Below are 15,667 nucleotides of genomic sequence, written 5' to 3' on the forward strand. Positions count from 1 at the left end.
ACCCGGGTGGTGGTCGCGCCCGCCGGGGGGCACAGGGCAGGATGGTCGGCATGACCGACCCCAGCGAGCGCAGCGACCCGGCCGACGGTGAGCGCGGCCTGCCCGGCGTGGGCCTGGTCAAGGGGCTCGCGGTCACGCTGAAGACGATGACCCGCCGCTCGGCCACCCAGCAGTACCCGGATGTCGCCCCGGCGTTGCCGCCGCGATCGCGCGGCGTGATCGCGCTGGTCGAGGAGAACTGCACGGTCTGCATGCTCTGCGCCCGCGAGTGTCCGGACTGGTGCATCTACATCGACTCGCACAAGGAGGAGGTGGTGGTACCCGGGGCGGCTCGTGCCCGGCAGCGCAACGTGCTGGACCGGTTCGACATCGACTTCTCGCTCTGCATGTACTGCGGGATCTGCATCGAGGTCTGCCCGTTCGACGCGCTCTACTGGTCCCCGGAGTTCGAGTACGCCGAGTACGACATCAAGGACCTCCTGCACGACAAGGACCACCTCGGCGAGTGGATGGGCACCGTCCCGCCGCCGCCCGCGCACGACCCGAACGGCGAGCCGGCCAAGGAGGAGACCGCCGCCGCGCGGAAAGCCGCGGTCCCGGCCAACCCCGCCGAGCGTCCGACGGCCGCCGCGCCCCGCTCCACCGAACGCCCGACGGCCGCCGCGCCCCGCTCCACCGAACGCCCGGCGGCCGCCCCGCCCCGTGCCGCGGATCGCCCCCCGCCCCGACCCGGGGCCCGACCAGCCGGGGACACCGCAACCGGGGAAGGCCCGACCCCGTGACCGGCACCGACGCGCTGCTGCTCGCCCTGGGCGCGCTGGCGGTCGGCTCCGGCGCCCTGGCGGTGGCCACCCGACACCTGGTCCGGGCCGGCCTCTACCTGGTGCTCTGCCTCGCCGCCGTGGCTGGGATGTACCTGGTCCTCACCGCCGAGCTGGTCGCCTGGGTGCAGGTGCTGATCTATGTGGGGGCGGTGGTGGTGCTGCTGCTCTTCGCGGTGATGCTCACCCGTGCCCCGATCGGCGCCTCCACCGACCTGGACCGACCGGGTTGGCCGGCCGCCCTGATCGGCGGCGGCACCGGGCTCGGGCTGGCCGCGCTGCTGGTGGACGCGTACCGGTGGTCGTCGGTGCCGCTACCCACGGCCGGTAGCGCCGAACGGATCGGGGAGCAGATCTTCGGCAGTTGGGTGCTGCCCTTCGAGGTGCTCTCGGTGCTGCTGCTCGCTGCCCTGGTGGGGGCGATCATCCTGTCCCGACCGGACATCGGACGGTCACCGGTGGACCCGGCCGGCGGCAGCGGGGCGGACGAGGTCGCCACCGAAACCGCCACCGAGGGCAGGCGGTCCCGGTGAGGCCGGTCATCCCCTACGTCACCGCCGCCCTGCTGTTCGGGCTCGGCACCTACGGGGTGCTGCGCCGGCGCAACGCCATTTTGGTGCTGATCGCGGTCGAGCTGATGCTGAACGCGGTGAACCTGATCCTGGTCACCGCCGACACCACGGTTCGATCCCAGCTGCCGCACGGCGGCCAGGTCTTCGCGCTGTTCGTGATCGTGCTGGCCGCCGCCGAGGTGGGTGTCGGGCTGGCCATCGTGCTGCAGCTCTACCGGATGCGCGCCAGCGTGGCCGTGGACGAGGTGCCGCTGGCCGAGCCCCCGTCGCCGAACGCCCCGGCCGAGGCCCCGTCGCCGAATGCTCTGGCCGGGCCGTCGGCGTCCCCGCCCAACAAGGCCGCCCCGCCCACCACGGCGGCCACCCCTGGGGAGGCAGACCGGTGAGCACGCCCGTCCTGCTCGGCACGCTGCTGCCGGCCGTACCCCTGGTGGCCGGCCTGCTCGGGCTCCTGCTGCCGCCGGCGTCCCCGGAAGCCGGTGCGGCCCGGCGGCGGGCCCGCCGGGCGGCGATCACCCTCGGGACGACCGGCGCGGCCCTGTCGCTACTCCTCGCCGTCGCCCTGCTGGCCACCCTCGACGCGCCGGCCGAGGCCACCCGGACCTGGGTCGACTTCGGCGGGCTGACGGTCACCCTCGGCGTCCGGCTGGACTCGACGGTGGCGCTGGTGGCGGTCGCCGTCGCCGCGGTGGCCCTCGCCGTGCAGGTCTACTCGATCGGCTACCTCCGGAACGGCCCGCACGACGAGGTCGACGTCGACCACCGCTACCCGCCGTACGCGGCCCAGATCAGCCTCTTCACCGCCGCGATGCTGCTGGTGGTGGTCGCCGGCGACCTCATTCTGCTGCTGGTCGGCTGGGAGGTGATGGGCCTCTGCTCGTACCTTCTGATCGCCCATGAGCGACGGCTGCCCGCGGCGCCCGGCGCCGCGATGAAGGCCTTCCTGGTCACCCGGGTGGGCGACGTCGGCTTCCTGCTCGGGATCGCGCTGCTCGGCGTCTCCGCGGGCAGCTTCCGGATCGCCGACGTGCTCAGCCACGACCACGCCACCGGCCTGCTCACCGCCGCCTGCCTGCTGTTGCTCGCCGGGGTGGCCGGCAAGAGCGCCCAGTTCCCGCTGCACACCTGGCTGCCCGACGCGATGGCCGGCCCCACCCCGATCTCCGCGCTGATCCACGCGGCGACCATGGTGGCCGCCGGGGTCTACGTCGTCGCCCGGCTCTTCCCCCTCTTCGGGCAGGTGCCGGTCGCCCTGGCGGTGCTCGGCGTGCTGGCCTCGATCACCCTGCTGCTCGGCGCGTTCGCCGCCCTCGCCCAGGACGACCTCAAGCGGGTCCTCGCCTGGTCAACGGTCTCCCAGCTGGGCTACCTGACCGGTGCGCTGGCCGTGGGTGCACCCGCGGCGGCCCTGTTCCACCTACTCACCCACGCCGCCTTCAAGGCGCTGCTCTTCCTCGCCGCGGGGGCGGTGATCCACGCCGCGGGTACCGCGCTGATGTCCCAGCTCGGTGGCCTGCGCCGGACGATGCCGGTGACCTTCTGGTCCATGCTGGTCGGCCTCGGCGCGCTGGCCGGGCTGCCGCCGCTTTCCGGCTTCTTCAGCAAGGACTCCGTGCTGTACGCCGCCGAGGAAGCCGCCCGGCACGGCGGCCCCGCGCCGGCCTGGGTGGGCTGGTCGGTGTGGCTGGCCGGGCTGGTCGGGGTCGCCCTCACCGCCGGGTACGCCACCCGGCTGCTGCTACGTACCTTCTTCGGCGCACCCCGCAGCCCGCTGCCTCAGCCGCACGACCCGCCCGCGGTGCTGCGCTGGCCGGTGCTGCTGCTGACCGTCCCGGCGGCGCTGCTCGGTCTGGCCGGATTCTCCGGAACCTTCGCCCGGTGGCTCGAACCGTACGGGTCGGCCACCCGGGAGCGCACCGCGGAGTTGCTGCCCGCCGATCCGCTGGTGCACGTCGGCCCGACCGTGCTGCTGCCGCTCGTCCTGCTGGCGCTCGGGGCGGGGCTCGCCTGGGCCCGCTGGCGGCGAGATCCGGGCGGTGACCCGGCCGTGCTGCTGGGTCCGCTGCGACCGCTGTCGGCCCGCGCGTTCTGGCTCGACGACCTCCAGCACACCCTGGTGGTACGCCCGATCGCGCGGCTCGCCGCTGGCGCACGTACCGCCGACGAGGTGGTGGTGGATGGCGCGGTCACCGGCAGCGGTCGGGTGGCCTGGTGGCTTGGGGGCGGGCTGGCGGCGTGGCACCGCGCCACGCTGCCCCGGGCCGCCGCCGGTGTGTTGGCCGGCGCGCTGCTGATCGGGCTGGCGGCCGTGTTGATCGGAGGCGACGCATGAGCGGGGTCGTGGGGCAGGTCCTGCTGGTGGCGGTGCTGGCGGTGCCGGCGGCCGGCGCGGCGGTCGTCGCCGCGCTCCGGCACGACCGGGCCGCCCGCCTGGTCGGTACGGTGGCCGCCGGGCTGACCCTGCTCGCCGCGCTACCGCTGGTCGCGGGCGGCGACGACGCCGGCGGGGCGGGTACCGACCCGAGCCCCGCGGTCCGCCCCTGGCATCAGGTGGACCTGCCCTGGGTGCCCGGCCTGGATCTCCGCTTCCACCTCGGGGTGGATGGCATCTCCTGGCCGCTGGTCGTGCTGACCGCGCTGCTGACCCTGCTCTGCTGCGGCTACACCCTGTGGAAGGTCCCCTGCGGGGGGAGCGGGCGGGCCCTGGTGGCGTTGCTGCTGGTGGTCGAGGTGGGCATCCTCGGCACCTTCCTCGCCCTCGACCTGGTGCTCTTCTTCGTCTTCTTCGAGGTCGTCCTCCTGCCGATGTACGCGATCATCGTTGGCTGGGGTGGGCCCGACCGGCGCCGGGCGGCCCGCAAGTTCGCCCTCTACACCCTCTTCGGCTCAGTGCTGCTGCTGGTGGGCGTCCTGGTGGTGGTAACCGCCGCCGGCACCGCGGACATTGTGGCGCTGACCGGCGGCACCGGGCTCTCCCGCGGGCCGCAGCTCGCCGCGTTCACCCTGCTGGCGCTCGCCTTCGCGGTGAAGAGCCCGCTGTGGCCACTGCACTCCTGGCTGCCCGACGCGCACACCCAGGCGCCCACCGTCGGCAGTGTGATCCTCGCCGGGGTGCTGCTCAAGATGGGCACCTACGGGCTGATCCGGGTCGCGGTCGGCGTCGCCCCGGAAGGCGCCGAATGGGCCGCGCCGGTACTCGGCGTGCTCGCGGTCGCGGCGATCCTGGTCGGCTCCCTGGTCTGCCTGGCACAGACCGAGCTGAAACGGCTGATCGCGTACTCCAGCGTGGGGCACATGGGCTTCGTGCTCCTCGGTGTCGCCACGCTCACCGGTACCGGCCTGCGGGCGGCCCTGATCGGCAACATCGCGCACGGGATCATCACCGGCCTGCTGTTCTTCCTCGCCGGCGCCATCAAGGACCGGGCGCACACCGGCGACCTGGCTGATCTCTCCGGGTTGCGGGATACCGCACCCCGGCTGGCCGGGCTCCTCGGCTTCGCCGCCGTCGCCTCGCTGGGCCTGCCCGGCCTGGCCGGCTTCTGGGGAGAGGCCTTCGCCGTGGTCGCCGCGGTCCGCGTCGGTGGTCCCCTCTGGCTGACCCTCGCCGTCCTCGCGGCGCTCGGCGGTGCGCTCACCGCCGCGTACCTCCTGCGGCTGCTCCGCCAGGTCACCCACGGCCAGGCCAGCCCGGTGGTGGCGCAGGTCGGGCCGGGTGTGGCGAGGGCGGAACTGTTGACCTGGGCGCCGCTGGTGTTGCTCACGCTCGCCGTGGGGTTGGCCCCGATCCTGGTCCTGGGCGTGGCCCAGGCGCCGGTGGACGCCCTGCTGTCGGGGCGCCCGTGAGCTGGCTGGAGGTACGGGCATGAGCATGGTGCAGACCGTCGACAACATCGCGCTGCTGCCGGCGTACCTGGCCGCCGGGACGGCGGTGCTGGTGCTCCTCGCCGACCTGCTGGTGGCCCGGGCGCGGGTCACCGTCTCCGCCGCCGCGCTCGGTGCGCTCGCCACCGCCGCCAGCGCGATCTTCGTCGGCGGAGGCGGCGAACGCCGTACCTTCTGCGTCGGCGCCGACTGCTCATATGTCTTCGGTGGCCGGGCCGCCCTGGTCGCCGTACTCGTCGCGCTGCTCACCCTGGGGGTGCTGGGGCTCTCCGGGCCGCTGCTGCGGGCCGGGGCGACACCGGTGGGCGAGTACTGCTTCCTGCTCGCCGCGTCAATGACCGGTGGGGTGGCGCTCGGTGCGGCCGGTGACCTGATCACCCTGATCGTGGCGCTGGAGACCCTAACCCTGCCGCTGTACGTCCTGGTGGGCCTGCGCCGGGGCAGCCTGGCCAGCATCGAGGCGGCGGTGACCTTCTTCGTGGTCAGCGTGGTCGCCACGACGCTGAGCCTGCTCGGGGCGGCCCTGCTCTACGCGTCCACCGGCGCGCTGCACCTCGGCCGGCTCGGGGTGCTCTTCGCCGAGCAGCCGGAGCTGCTCGACATCCCGCTGACCACCGTCGCCGTGGCGCTGGTCGTGGTGGGGCTGACAGTCAAGGTGGCGGCGGTGCCCTTCCACGCCTGGGCGCCCACCACCTACGACGGCGCGCCGCTGCCGGTGGCCGCGTACCTCTCCACAGTCTCGAAGCTCGGCGGGGTGGTCGCCCTGCTCGCGGTGGTGCAGTACGCCCTGCCGGCCCGGACCACCGGCCCGGTGCTCGCGCTGCTCGCGGTGTTGACCATGACCGTCGGTAACTTGGTGGCGCTGCGCCAGCGCCGCACCGTACGGCTGCTCGCCTGGTCCTCGGTGGCCCAGGCGGGCTACATTCTCGCGCCGCTCGGCGCGCTGGCCCTCGCCGCTGGCCGCACCGCCGACGCCCGCGCCGCCGCGTACGCGGCAGCGGTGGCGTACACGGTCTTCTTCGTGGTCCTGGAGCTGGCGGCGTTCGCGGCCGTGGTCGCGCTGCGGCCGGCGGGAGCGGACGGCGGCACCCTCGACGAGTTGCGGGGCGCGGCCCGGCGCCGGCCGTGGGCGGCGGTGGGGCTGGCGCTGGCACTGGTCGGGCTCGCCGGTCTGCCGCCCGGTCTCGCCGGGCTCTTCGCGAAGGTCACCGTGGTCCGGTCACTGCTTGACGGAGGTGCCGGCTGGCTGGCCCTGGTGGTGGCGGTTAACGCGGTGCTCGGCCTGGCCTACTACCTGCGGGTCGTCGCCGTGCTCTGGTCCACCGACCGGCCGGCAGCGGTGCCGACCGACCCGGCGGCGGTGTTGGTCCGGGCCAAGCCGGTCGCGGCGGTCCTGGCGGCGGCGACGGTCGTGGCGCTGGTGGTCGGCTTCGCCCCGCAACTCGTGCTCGACCTCGCCGCCCGCTGACCCAGCGGTCCTACACCCCTCGTTACCAGGCATTTCACAGCCATATGACGGATGGTTGACGGGTACCGGTGGTGTTGAACCGGTCAGCGGACCAACGCGGTCCGCGCACCGAAGGAGTGACCGTGCACCATAACCGTCTGAAGACCGCCGCGCTGCTCGGCCTGCTCACCGCCCTGATTCTGGCGGTGGGCTACTGGTTCGGCGGCAGTGGCGGACTGGTCATCGCCGTCCTCATCTCGCTGGGGATGAACGGCGTCAGCTACTTCTACTCCGACAAGCTCGCGCTGCGCGCGATGAAGGCGCAACCGGTCAGTGAGGCGCAATTCCCCGAGCTCTACCAGATGGTGCGGGAACTGGCCAGCGAGGCCCGGCAACCGATGCCCCGGCTCTACGTGAGCCCGACCAGACAGCCCAACGCGTTCGCAACCGGTCGAAACCCGCAGAACGCGGCCGTCTGTGTCACCCAGGGCATCGTCGAGATCCTCGACTACCGCGAGCTGCGTGGAGTCATCGGGCACGAGCTGTCGCACGTCTACAACCGGGACATTCTCATCTCCAGCGTGGCCGCCGGCCTGGCCGGCATCATCACCGCCCTGGCCAACCTGGCGTTCTTCATCCGACTCGGGGGTGACGACGAGGAGGGGCGCAACCCGCTGGTGCTGCTGTTGACCATCATCCTGGGGCCGATCGCGGCCACGCTGATCCAGCTTGCGATCGGCCGGAGCCGCGAATTCCAGGCGGACGCCTCTGGCGCCCAGCTCACCCGAGACCCGTTGGCGCTGGCCAGCGCCCTTCGGAAGATCCACAAGGGCACCCAGGCGCGACCGCTGCCGCCGCAGGGGCAGCTCACCAGTGCCGCCCACCTGATGATCGACAACCCGTTCAAGGGCGGCGGCATGGCAGCGCTCTTCTCCACCCACCCCCGGATGGAGGAGCGAGTCGCCCGGCTGGAGCAGATGGCCGGTAGCGCCGGCCCGATCCAGTACCGCTGACCGTTGGGTTCAGGCACCCTCCTCCCGGGTCGGTGCCTGAACCCCGTCATCGGTGGGTACCACGACCTCCGTGTTCGTCTTCTTCTCCAACCGACTCGGCTGCCTCGGCTCGGTGCTAATCAGCGCGATCCTCACGGTGATCCTGCTGCTCATCTTCGCCCGGTGAGCGCGACGGCAGCCGGCGGCGGGACCGGCTGATGGCGGTCGCGGTGGCCAGGACCGAGGCCACCAGCGCCGCGGCCAGCGTCGGCGCCCAGAGCGGCGCGACCCGCAGTACCGCCGCGCCGAGCACCGCGCCGCCGAGAAGCCCCAGTAACCGGGACATGCCGGCCGCACCCGCTGCGAACCGGTGCGGGTCGAAGACCACCCCGCGCACGATGGAGGTGAGCGATCCGGTGAGGTAGGTCGTGGTGGCGTGTGGTATCCCGGAGCTGATCGTCACCACGCTCTGTATCCCGCTGGCCGTCGCGGCGGCGAAGAGCAGGGTCAGAGAAGCGGCGAGTCCGGGGCGCCCCCCGGTAGCCCACCAGCCCCCCGCCACGCCCACCAGCAGCAGCACCTGAACCACCATGACCAGATGCGTACGGGAACGCCAGCCCAGCTTGGCGTGGCGTAGCGGCAGGGTGCCGCCGGCCACGCCGATCGCGTATCCGCCGACCGCTGCCAACCCGCCGCTGAGCAGGCGGGAGTCCGCGGCGACAATATGGTGGCCGAGCTGGACCAGGTTGCCGGTGATCACGCTGGCGAAGAACCCGCCGAGCTGGGTCACACAGAAAACGTCGAGGCAGCCGGAGGCGGTGGCGAGCACGACGAGCAGCCGGGCAACCGCCCGGTGGGACAGGTCCGGGCGGACGAACTCCGCATCCTGCGCCCCCACCCCCCGCATCCGGCTGCCTTTCCGGCCCATCGCTCCTCGCCGGCCGTCGTCCTGTCCGGCCGTCGTCCTGTCCGGCCGTCGTCCTGTCCGGCCGTCGTCCTGCCCGGCTGTCGCCCGGTCCGGCCCTCGCCGGGATCGCTTCTTCCCGCACCGCCGACTTTCATGCTCCAGGCCGGCACCGAAGACCCGACGTGGTGCTGCCGGCGACCCACTTTGACCTCACGTCAGCTTCAACTGTTCTGATCTTGCAATGAATCTGGACGGACTGCGGGTTGCTATTACCGGTGCCGGACGCGACTCCGGACGCCTCCTGGCGACCGCCTTCGCGGCGCATGGTGCGCAGGTGTTTGTCTCCGCCCGCGACGCGGCGGCAGCGCGGCGCACCACGGAAATGATCCGGCAGCGTGGGCGGGGGAGCGGCGAGGCCTTCAGCTGCGACCTGACCAGCCCCGACTCGGTACGCGGGTTCGCGGCGGCGCTGGCCGACCGAACCGACTACCTCGACATCCTGGTCAACAACGGTGCAGGCTACCTGCCCGGTGCGGACCTCGGCGACGCTGAGGACGATCACATCATCGCCACGATCGGCGGCGCCGCGACCGGCACGGTCCTGCTCACCAAACACCTGCTGGCGCTGCTGCGAGGCTCAACGCGGCCGGACATCGTCAACATGGTCTCCGCCTGCGGCGAGGTCGGCCACCACCGTTCGGAGGCCCATCCCGCCTTCTACGCCGCCAAGCACGCCCAGGCCGGCTTCGCCGAGATCATGTCCCATCGGCTGCGGGCCGAAGGAATTCGCGTCATCTCCCTCTTCCCGCCGGACTTCGTGCAACACGGTCCACGAGCGGCATCCGACAACCTGACCGCACGATCTGTTGTGGACTGCGTGCTCTTCGCGGTCAGCCAGCCGCGGGACTGCTTCATCCGCGAGTTCCGCTTCGAGCAGGTCGTAGGCCCGGAGCACTGACGGTAGCGGGCCTAACAGGCGGTCGGGCCGTCATCAGGCCCGTCCGACGGTGACCCGAGCACCTGGCCCACCTCTCGACGAAGTCGCCAAGAACGCCGGGGAGGCGGTAACCCCGGCGCATGACATGGAAACAGAAGAGGTATGGAAGACGACCGGGCAAGATTCGTGGAGTTGTTCCAGCGGCATTACGGCGCGGTCATGCGGTACGCGGCACGCCGCGTGGGACAGGACCGGGCGTCCGACGTTGTCAACGAAGCGTTTCTCGTCGCCTGGCGGCGGTTGGCCGATGTCCCGGCCCCGGACCCACTGCCGTGGCTCTACGCGACGACGCGTCACGTGATCGGCAACGAGATCCGAGGTCGAAGCCGGCAGGCGAGGTTGGTTGCCCGGATCGGCGACGGCGACGAGCTGGTGGTGGCCGATCACGCCGACATGGTGGTCGACCAGGTGCGAGTGCGCCGGGCGCTCGCCGAACTCTCCGAGCAGGACCAGGAGGCACTGCGGTTGGCCGCCTGGGAGGGCCTCGACGCCGGCGCGGCCGCCACGGTCATGGGGTGTAGCCGCGCTGCGTACAAGGTGCGTTTGTATCGCGCCCGGAGGCGACTGGCGGCCGCTTTGACCCCGGTGAACAGCAGAAACGCGGCGGACGCCGCGTTAACCCCGTTGGCAAACGAAGGATGATCACAATGATGCGCGATCGATCGTTGCGCGCCGCAGATCCCGCCGCCGATTGGCGCGCTGATCCAGCGTCAACCCAGGCCCAGACGATGCTGGCCGGCATCCTCGCTACACCGCGCGACGTTCCCAACGAGCTGTCCGGCCGATCGCCGGCGGGGCAGCGCCGCACCAGCGGGCAGGCGTGGCGTCGGCGGATGGCGTTCGGCGGCGCGGCCGTGGCGGTAGCCCTTGCCATGTCAACCCTGTGGAACGGCGAACAAAACGGTCCCGCTCCGGCGTACGCGGTCACCACAAACCTCGACGGGTCCGTGGAACTCCTCGTGCAGTGGGAAGAACTAGACGACGTGGCCGGGCTCGCGGCCACACTCCGCGAGGCTGGCGTACCCACGGAGGTCACTTCCAGCAAGCCTGAGCGCTACTGTGCCACTCCCGCCGACCGAGACCGGGCGAGCGAGGCTCTGAACAAGATGAACTCGAAAGGGGAGCCAGCCTCCCTTGACGGGTACGTCATGGCGCCGAGGCTGTTCCCCGAAGACAGCACCCTGGCCATCTCGACCTTCTTCGACAAATCGAACCACATGGTCTGGACGATGTTTTACCTCGCCCCAACTGGTTCGACCTCCTGCGCGTTAAGCGGCCTGCTGGGTAAGGGGGAGTACACGGGACCCGAGCCCAGACCCACCCGTATCACGGCTCCCGACCTTTCCGAGTAAGCGCCTGGACCTGGCAAAGCCCCGGAGGCTGACGAGGCCAAGGGCTTGGGCGGGCGGGGGGGCAAAAGGTCCCAGGGATATCGCGTGTCGGCGCGCTATCTCAGGCGACCAACCAGGCGGTCGGTAACGTGATCAACGGGCGCCGGCCTGGCGGCCAGGCCGGCGCACCTCCTCACCGGTAGTTGGTGAACTGGAGTGCCACGCCGAAATCCTCGCCCTTCAGCATGGCGATGATGGCCTGCAGGTCGTCCTTCTTCTTGCCGGTCACGCGGAGTTGGTCACCCTGGATCTGCGCCTGGACACCCTTCGGGCCCTCGTCGCGGATCTTCTTACTGATGGCCTTGGCCTTCTCCGTCTCGATGCCCTGGATCACCTTGCAGTCGACCTTGAATTCCTTACCCGACCCGCGCGGATCCCCGGCGTCCAGCGACTTCAGCGAGATGTTCCGCTTGACCAGCTTCTCCTTGAAGACATCGAGCGCGGCTCGGACCCGCTCCTCGGTCTCCGCCCGAAGGCTGATCGCCTCCTCGCCGGACCAGGAGATTTCGGCGCCGGTGCCCCGGAAGTCGAACCGCGTCGAGAGCTCTCGCTCCGTCTGGCGGAGGGCGTTGTCAACCTCCTGACGGTCGACCTTGCTCACGATGTCGAACGACGGGTTGGCTGCCATGCTGATACTCCTGGTGTCCTGGCGGTCTGTCCTGTTACGTGCACTACGGGCCAGCCGTGCGCCCCCTGACGGTACCCGGTTGCGGTCACGTCGGGGCGAGCCGCTATCCTTGCTCTCGCCGCCGCGTCGCGACGCGGCGGGTGCCCTGGCGGGTTGCCCGAGCGGCCAATGGGAGCGGACTGTAAATCCGTCGCGAAAGCTTCGAAGGTTCGAATCCTTCACCCGCCACCAGGTGCAGAAATGGGCCCCTGACCAGCTCAAACGCCGGTCAGGGGCCTTCTTCGTGAGTCTCATTCAGTCCCACTCTTGCCCGCTCAATCTCGCTGGCTGTGTCGTATACGTGTCGCGGAGATCATCGGTGACGGGAGCTGCCAGGCGGGTTCCGTCAAGCGGCTTCGTCGACCGATGGTGCGGTGGGTTCGTCCGCGGCCGGCGGGGTTGCGTCAGCAGCCGGCGGCAGGCCGAGTGCCGCCTCTATGCGACGGCGGGCGGCTTCCTCCTGGCCGTAGACGCACTTTGCGTAGACCCGCATGAGGACGTGCACGCTGTGCCCGGCCCACTCGGCGACCTGGGTAGCCGGCACCCCCCCCGCATTGAGCCAGAGCGACACGGCTGCCGGGGTCGCGGTGATCGGCTACGCGAACCGGCCGTCAAAGGTCGACGCGTTCCGGCTTGCCGGTGCGGTAGTCACCAGCATGGGTGAGGTGGCCAGTGTGCTGGTCGATCTAACCGATCAATGATGTTGAGTCGCGTATGCGCCTACGCCTTGCGCCAGATCCGATACCGGCGCACGAGGTGCCACGGTGAGTCGAGCCAGTCGTACACATCACCGCGAATCTGGTCGAGATCTTCCGCTATCCGTCGGTCGATTAGCACGTGTCCGACCTCCGGGTCACCTGAATCTTCTACGGCTGCCCAGTACGCTTCAGCTGCCAACTCCAGACGTCTCACCAAACGCCTCGGGACTCCTGCCATCCGAAGCTCAACCCAGAGACGGCCCAGATACTCCTGAAGCTCAAGCCAACCGTCCGGCCGGCGTCGATTCCAAACGTGGCGTTTCATGCTGGCTAGCAGATGTGCCGCGTCGCGCCGCCGTACTGGTCGCTGACCAAGTCTCGACAACGCCGCGCCGGCAACCAGAGTGACCACGGGCAGCAGTCGGTCCCAGACGTCGATGCTAGTCACGCTCAGACCGTAGCGGGCTGTGGCGACATCAGTCCTGTGGCGCATTTGTGTCGCCGTGCCCCGCCTATCAGCGTTCGTACTGGTCAAAGGCTTGGGCGTGGCGCAATGTAAATCCGTCGCGAAAGCTTCGAAGGTTCGAATCCTTCACCCGCCACCAGGTGCAGAAACGGGCCCCTGGCCAGCGTAAACGTCGGTCAGGGGCCTTCGTGAATCTCATTCAGTCTCACTCGGCGCCACTAGATCTCGCTATCTGTCCCCCATACGTCCCCCTCCTCGATCCGCTTCATCGCTGCCGCCTCCTCGCCGAAGATCCAACTCGCGTAGATCTCCAGCAGAACCTGATGCTGTGCCCCGCACACCGGGGCTACCAGCGCCGGGGAGATCCCACGGGAGAGCCAGCCGGACCTGCACGCGGCCCAGAGGTCGTCCGGTCAACGGCCCAGGGTGAGGAGGCCCCGTACCGGTGTCGAGCAGCCTGGCCCCCGAACCGTGTGGAACTAGACCAACCGTCGTTCGTTGACGGCCGCAGCGCGGACGTGGCCCGTACCAGTACAGCCGGCGTGGAACTGCTCGAGCGTTGCCACGATCAACGGCTGGACGAGCTATGGCTTGATCATGACCTCGGCGAGGATGACGCAGTGACCAGCGACCGGCCCCGCCCAAGGCTTCGGAAGCCGTCCGCCCCGCGGCAAGGTGCGGATGGGTCACCTGGTGGCTGTCATCGCGGCTTGCAGGTACGTGCGGGTGTCGTCGTCGAACGCGACGAGTCGTACCCGTTGGACGGTCGTTGGCGTTGATCTGATCGTTGCTACCGCGATTCGGGCGGCCTGCTCGGGAGGGAAGCCGTAGACGCCGGTCGCGATCGCTGGGAAGGCAACTGTCCGGGCGCCGAGTTCGTCAGCGACCCGCAGACTTCTGCGGTAGCAGGAGGCTAGGACGTCGGCCTCGTCGCAGCCACCGCCTTCCCAGATCGGCCCGACAGTGTGGATGACGTGCCGAACCGGCGGGTCGAGGTCAAACGCCGGAGTCGCCATCGCGTCACCCGGCTTACAGGGGCCGACCGCGCCCCCGGCCCGTGCCAGCCGGGGTCCGGCCGCGCGGTGGATGGCGCCATCGACACCACCACCGCCGAGTAGCGACTCGTTTGCGGCGGTGACGATGGCGTCAACCCGTTCCCGCGTGATGTCACCTACAACGATCTCAATCACTGTCACACCAGAATCCTGGCACAGCTGGCGACAGTAGGTCGGCCCGCCGGCTCCATTGTCGTGGGCGCCGCCGAGCTCTGAGTTTCGTGGAGATAGCCATATCGATGGTGGCGAGTTGGCATCACCTCCACGTACGGTAGCAAGAGGCGCAGTGGCCGCATGCGACTGTGTCGATTTCGTCATGGACCGGAAGGGTGCCAATCATGGGGAAGACGCATGAGAGAATTTCTGGTCGACTCCGGGAGTTTATCGAGGCGCAGCCGATTTTCTTCACCGCGACGGCACCGCTGTCCGGGACCGGAACTGTCAACCTGTCGCCGAAGGGACTTACTGGATCGTTCGCCGTCCTTGACGACTTGACGGTGGCCTACCTGGACTTCGCGGGAAGTAACGCGGAGACGATCGCGCATCTGCGCGAGAACGGGCGTATTACCCTGATGTGGTGTGCGTTTCAGGGGCCGCCCAACATTGTGCGTATCCATGGGCGTGGTGAACCCGTCTTCCGGGATGACCCGCGTTGGCGTGATGTTGTTTCCAATTTTCCCCACATCGATACCTCGCTGCACGGCCTACGCGCGATCATTGTCGTGCACGCCGACCTAATCCGCGATACCTGCGGCTATGCTGTGCCTTTAATGAGCTACGAAGTTGATCGGGATCTGCACGCCAAGCGCTTCTCCAGGGAGGATGATGCGTCGCTTGGGCAGTATTTCGAAAAGAAGGAGTTCGTCGAGACCAGCATTGACGGGCTTCCCGGTCTGCCGTTGCCGTTGCCGCCCATGCCAGCAGAGAATTCGCGTTCGGGTGAGGTGTAGTCGTGGTGGCCCGGGTAATGATTCGACTGGTTGGCATTTTTTTGCGATAAAGAGTGTTGATGTGGTTGGTTTTGCCCAATTTGTGTATGCCGGTTTCGGGGTGCGGTCCGAGGGTGGGTTGTCTGTGCCTGCTGTCGAGCTGCCCCGTCGATGAGCCCACAGGAAAGGTCGGGTTTCAGCGGGTTCGGGGAGTGCGTCGCAGGGCTGTGCGGCGGTGGACGCGCGTTTGCGGCCCGGGTGGCAGGTGGGCCTTTGGTCGCCTGCGGCGCCGTACATCTGTGGATTGTCGCCGACGCTGGTCTCGCTGTTGGGGCAGCTCGACAGCTTCGGGAGGTCCTGTTGCCCCGGTGTCCACGCTCTCCCCCCATGGCGTTTGTCCACAGCCTTATCCACAAGCTTTCACGGGTCGGTTGAAGCCTGCGCCCGCGCTCGGGAGCATCGTTTCGTGTCTTTCCATCCCGAGGCTCGCCCCGACCTCAGCCCCGCGGCTCGCCCCGACCTCAGCCCTGCGGCGCGGCTCGACCTCGGCGCCACGCTGCGTGCCCTGCGCCATTGGGCCGATCTGAGTCAACGCGAGCTGGCGGAGCGTTCGGGCGTACCAAAGAGCACAGTGGCGCGAATGGAGTCGCAGTCCGGGGCGGACCCCCGGATGCGGACGGTCGAGCGGCTGTTCCGCGCCGTCGGCGTGGAGCTCGTCGCCCGCCTACCTGGAAGCTCTGAGCGCCTCGGCGATGACCCGGGCGGAGCGGCGCGCGACGAGAGCGGACGTCGCTTCCCTGCCCACCTGGACGTGCGTCCGGTCCGCACCCTTGCGGACTGGCC

General features: G+C 69.9%; 15 protein-coding genes, 1 tRNA gene and 4 pseudogenes. 15 read left to right on the forward strand and 5 right to left on the reverse strand.

The genetic code is table 11. The annotated features are described in order from the left end of the window. The first annotated feature begins 50 nt into the window (after nucleotides 1-50). From SALPAC4_RS0112170 to htpX, 7 genes are all read left to right on the forward strand, one after another. Complete coding sequence (locus tag SALPAC4_RS0112170; RefSeq protein WP_019870560.1) at nucleotides 51-782, forward strand: NuoI/complex I 23 kDa subunit family protein; 732 nt, start codon at nucleotides 51-53, stop codon at nucleotides 780-782. Then, nucleotides 779-1,354, forward strand: coding sequence for an NADH-quinone oxidoreductase subunit J family protein (locus tag SALPAC4_RS0112175; protein WP_019870561.1), 576 nt, complete (start codon nucleotides 779-781; stop codon nucleotides 1,352-1,354). The genes SALPAC4_RS0112170 and SALPAC4_RS0112175 overlap by 4 nt, the downstream gene beginning before the upstream one ends. Continuing rightward, the gene (gene nuoK / locus SALPAC4_RS0112180) at nucleotides 1,351-1,779 is read left to right on the forward strand and encodes an NADH-quinone oxidoreductase subunit NuoK (protein ID WP_019870562.1); all 429 of its coding nucleotides are present in this window, start codon (nucleotides 1,351-1,353) and stop codon (nucleotides 1,777-1,779) included. The genes SALPAC4_RS0112175 and nuoK overlap by 4 nt, the downstream gene beginning before the upstream one ends. Next, nucleotides 1,776-3,725 (forward strand): NADH-quinone oxidoreductase subunit 5 family protein, encoded by a 1,950-nt coding sequence (locus tag SALPAC4_RS0112185; protein WP_019870563.1) that lies wholly within the window; start codon nucleotides 1,776-1,778, stop codon nucleotides 3,723-3,725. The genes nuoK and SALPAC4_RS0112185 overlap by 4 nt, the downstream gene beginning before the upstream one ends. Next, nucleotides 3,722-5,236 carry a complex I subunit 4 family protein gene (locus SALPAC4_RS0112190; RefSeq protein WP_019870564.1) on the forward strand — a complete coding sequence of 505 codons (1,515 nt, stop codon included), beginning with the start codon at nucleotides 3,722-3,724 and terminating at the stop codon, nucleotides 5,234-5,236. Before SALPAC4_RS0112185 ends, SALPAC4_RS0112190 begins: the two co-directional genes overlap by 4 nt. 19 nt (nucleotides 5,237-5,255) lie before the next feature. Then, a complete protein-coding gene (locus SALPAC4_RS0112195; RefSeq protein ID WP_019870565.1) occupies nucleotides 5,256-6,743 on the forward strand; it encodes an NADH-quinone oxidoreductase subunit N in 1,488 nt (495 codons plus the stop codon). Between the two features lie 122 nt (nucleotides 6,744-6,865). Then, a complete protein-coding gene (gene htpX / locus SALPAC4_RS0112200) occupies nucleotides 6,866-7,735 on the forward strand; it encodes a zinc metalloprotease HtpX (RefSeq protein WP_027644572.1) in 870 nt (289 codons plus the stop codon). A 115-nt stretch (nucleotides 7,736-7,850) separates the two neighbouring features. Here htpX and SALPAC4_RS0112210 read toward each other — a convergent pair whose 3' ends face one another. Continuing rightward, the gene (locus SALPAC4_RS0112210; protein WP_019870567.1) at nucleotides 7,851-8,621 is read right to left on the reverse strand and encodes a YoaK family protein; all 771 of its coding nucleotides are present in this window, start codon (nucleotides 8,619-8,621) and stop codon (nucleotides 7,851-7,853) included. Nucleotides 8,622-8,862: 241 nt separating this feature from the next. On the opposite strand from SALPAC4_RS0112210, the gene SALPAC4_RS0112215 reads away from it, so the two are divergent. The 3 genes from SALPAC4_RS0112215 (at nucleotide 8,863) to SALPAC4_RS0112225 (ending at nucleotide 10,970) form a co-directional block, all read left to right on the forward strand. Further along, nucleotides 8,863-9,579 (forward strand): SDR family oxidoreductase, encoded by a 717-nt coding sequence (locus SALPAC4_RS0112215; RefSeq protein WP_019870568.1) that lies wholly within the window; start codon nucleotides 8,863-8,865, stop codon nucleotides 9,577-9,579. Nucleotides 9,580-9,720: 141 nt separating this feature from the next. Continuing rightward, nucleotides 9,721-10,260: an RNA polymerase sigma factor gene (locus SALPAC4_RS0112220; RefSeq protein WP_027644571.1), complete on the forward strand. Its 540-nt coding sequence runs from the start codon at nucleotides 9,721-9,723 to the stop codon at nucleotides 10,258-10,260. Nucleotides 10,261-10,265: 5 nt separating this feature from the next. Then, complete coding sequence (locus SALPAC4_RS0112225; protein WP_223874743.1) at nucleotides 10,266-10,970, forward strand: hypothetical protein; 705 nt, start codon at nucleotides 10,266-10,268, stop codon at nucleotides 10,968-10,970. Nucleotides 10,971-11,142: 172 nt separating this feature from the next. On the opposite strand, the gene SALPAC4_RS0112230 is transcribed toward SALPAC4_RS0112225, so the two are convergent. Continuing rightward, entirely contained in the window at nucleotides 11,143-11,637 is a 495-nt protein-coding gene (locus SALPAC4_RS0112230; protein WP_018743261.1) for a YajQ family cyclic di-GMP-binding protein, read from the reverse strand. Between the two features lie 147 nt (nucleotides 11,638-11,784). On the opposite strand from SALPAC4_RS0112230, the gene SALPAC4_RS0112235 reads away from it, so the two are divergent. After that, nucleotides 11,785-11,868: transfer RNA gene (locus tag SALPAC4_RS0112235), tRNA-Tyr, on the forward strand. A gap of 63 nt (nucleotides 11,869-11,931) precedes the next feature. On the opposite strand, the pseudogene SALPAC4_RS0112240 reads toward SALPAC4_RS0112235, so the two are convergent. Then, nucleotides 11,932-12,256 (reverse strand): annotated as a pseudogene (locus SALPAC4_RS0112240) (hypothetical protein); the annotation flags it as partial. Between SALPAC4_RS0112240 and SALPAC4_RS27745 the strand changes: the two are divergent. After that, nucleotides 12,249-12,377, forward strand: a pseudogene (locus SALPAC4_RS27745) (haloacid dehalogenase); the annotation flags it as partial. The pseudogenes SALPAC4_RS0112240 and SALPAC4_RS27745 sit on opposite strands and share 8 nt — an antisense overlap. Before the next feature lie 681 nt (nucleotides 12,378-13,058). Here the strand turns inward: SALPAC4_RS27745 and SALPAC4_RS28815 are convergent. Then, the gene (locus SALPAC4_RS28815) at nucleotides 13,059-13,181 is read right to left on the reverse strand and encodes a hypothetical protein (protein ID WP_019870573.1); all 123 of its coding nucleotides are present in this window, start codon (nucleotides 13,179-13,181) and stop codon (nucleotides 13,059-13,061) included. Nucleotides 13,182-13,313: 132 nt separating this feature from the next. On the opposite strand from SALPAC4_RS28815, the pseudogene SALPAC4_RS29215 reads away from it, so the two are divergent. Further along, a pseudogene (locus SALPAC4_RS29215) lies at nucleotides 13,314-13,463 on the forward strand (cyclic-phosphate processing receiver domain-containing protein); the annotation flags it as partial. 63 nt (nucleotides 13,464-13,526) lie between these two features. Here the strand turns inward: SALPAC4_RS29215 and SALPAC4_RS0112260 are convergent. After that, a complete protein-coding gene (locus SALPAC4_RS0112260; RefSeq protein ID WP_019870574.1) occupies nucleotides 13,527-14,036 on the reverse strand; it encodes an O-acetyl-ADP-ribose deacetylase in 510 nt (169 codons plus the stop codon). A gap of 197 nt (nucleotides 14,037-14,233) precedes the next feature. Between SALPAC4_RS0112260 and SALPAC4_RS0112265 the strand changes: the two genes are divergently transcribed. Together SALPAC4_RS0112265 and SALPAC4_RS28480 are read left to right on the forward strand one after the other, a co-directional pair. Further along, nucleotides 14,234-14,845 carry a pyridoxamine 5'-phosphate oxidase family protein gene (locus SALPAC4_RS0112265; protein WP_019870575.1) on the forward strand — a complete coding sequence of 204 codons (612 nt, stop codon included), beginning with the start codon at nucleotides 14,234-14,236 and terminating at the stop codon, nucleotides 14,843-14,845. A 445-nt stretch (nucleotides 14,846-15,290) separates the two neighbouring features. Then, nucleotides 15,291-15,479 (forward strand): annotated as a pseudogene (locus tag SALPAC4_RS28480) (helix-turn-helix domain-containing protein); the annotation flags it as partial. Nucleotides 15,480-15,667: the final 188 nt, after the last annotated feature.

This window comes from Salinispora oceanensis, from assembly GCF_000383575.1.
Taxonomy (GTDB): domain Bacteria; phylum Actinomycetota; class Actinomycetes; order Mycobacteriales; family Micromonosporaceae; genus Micromonospora; species Micromonospora oceanensis.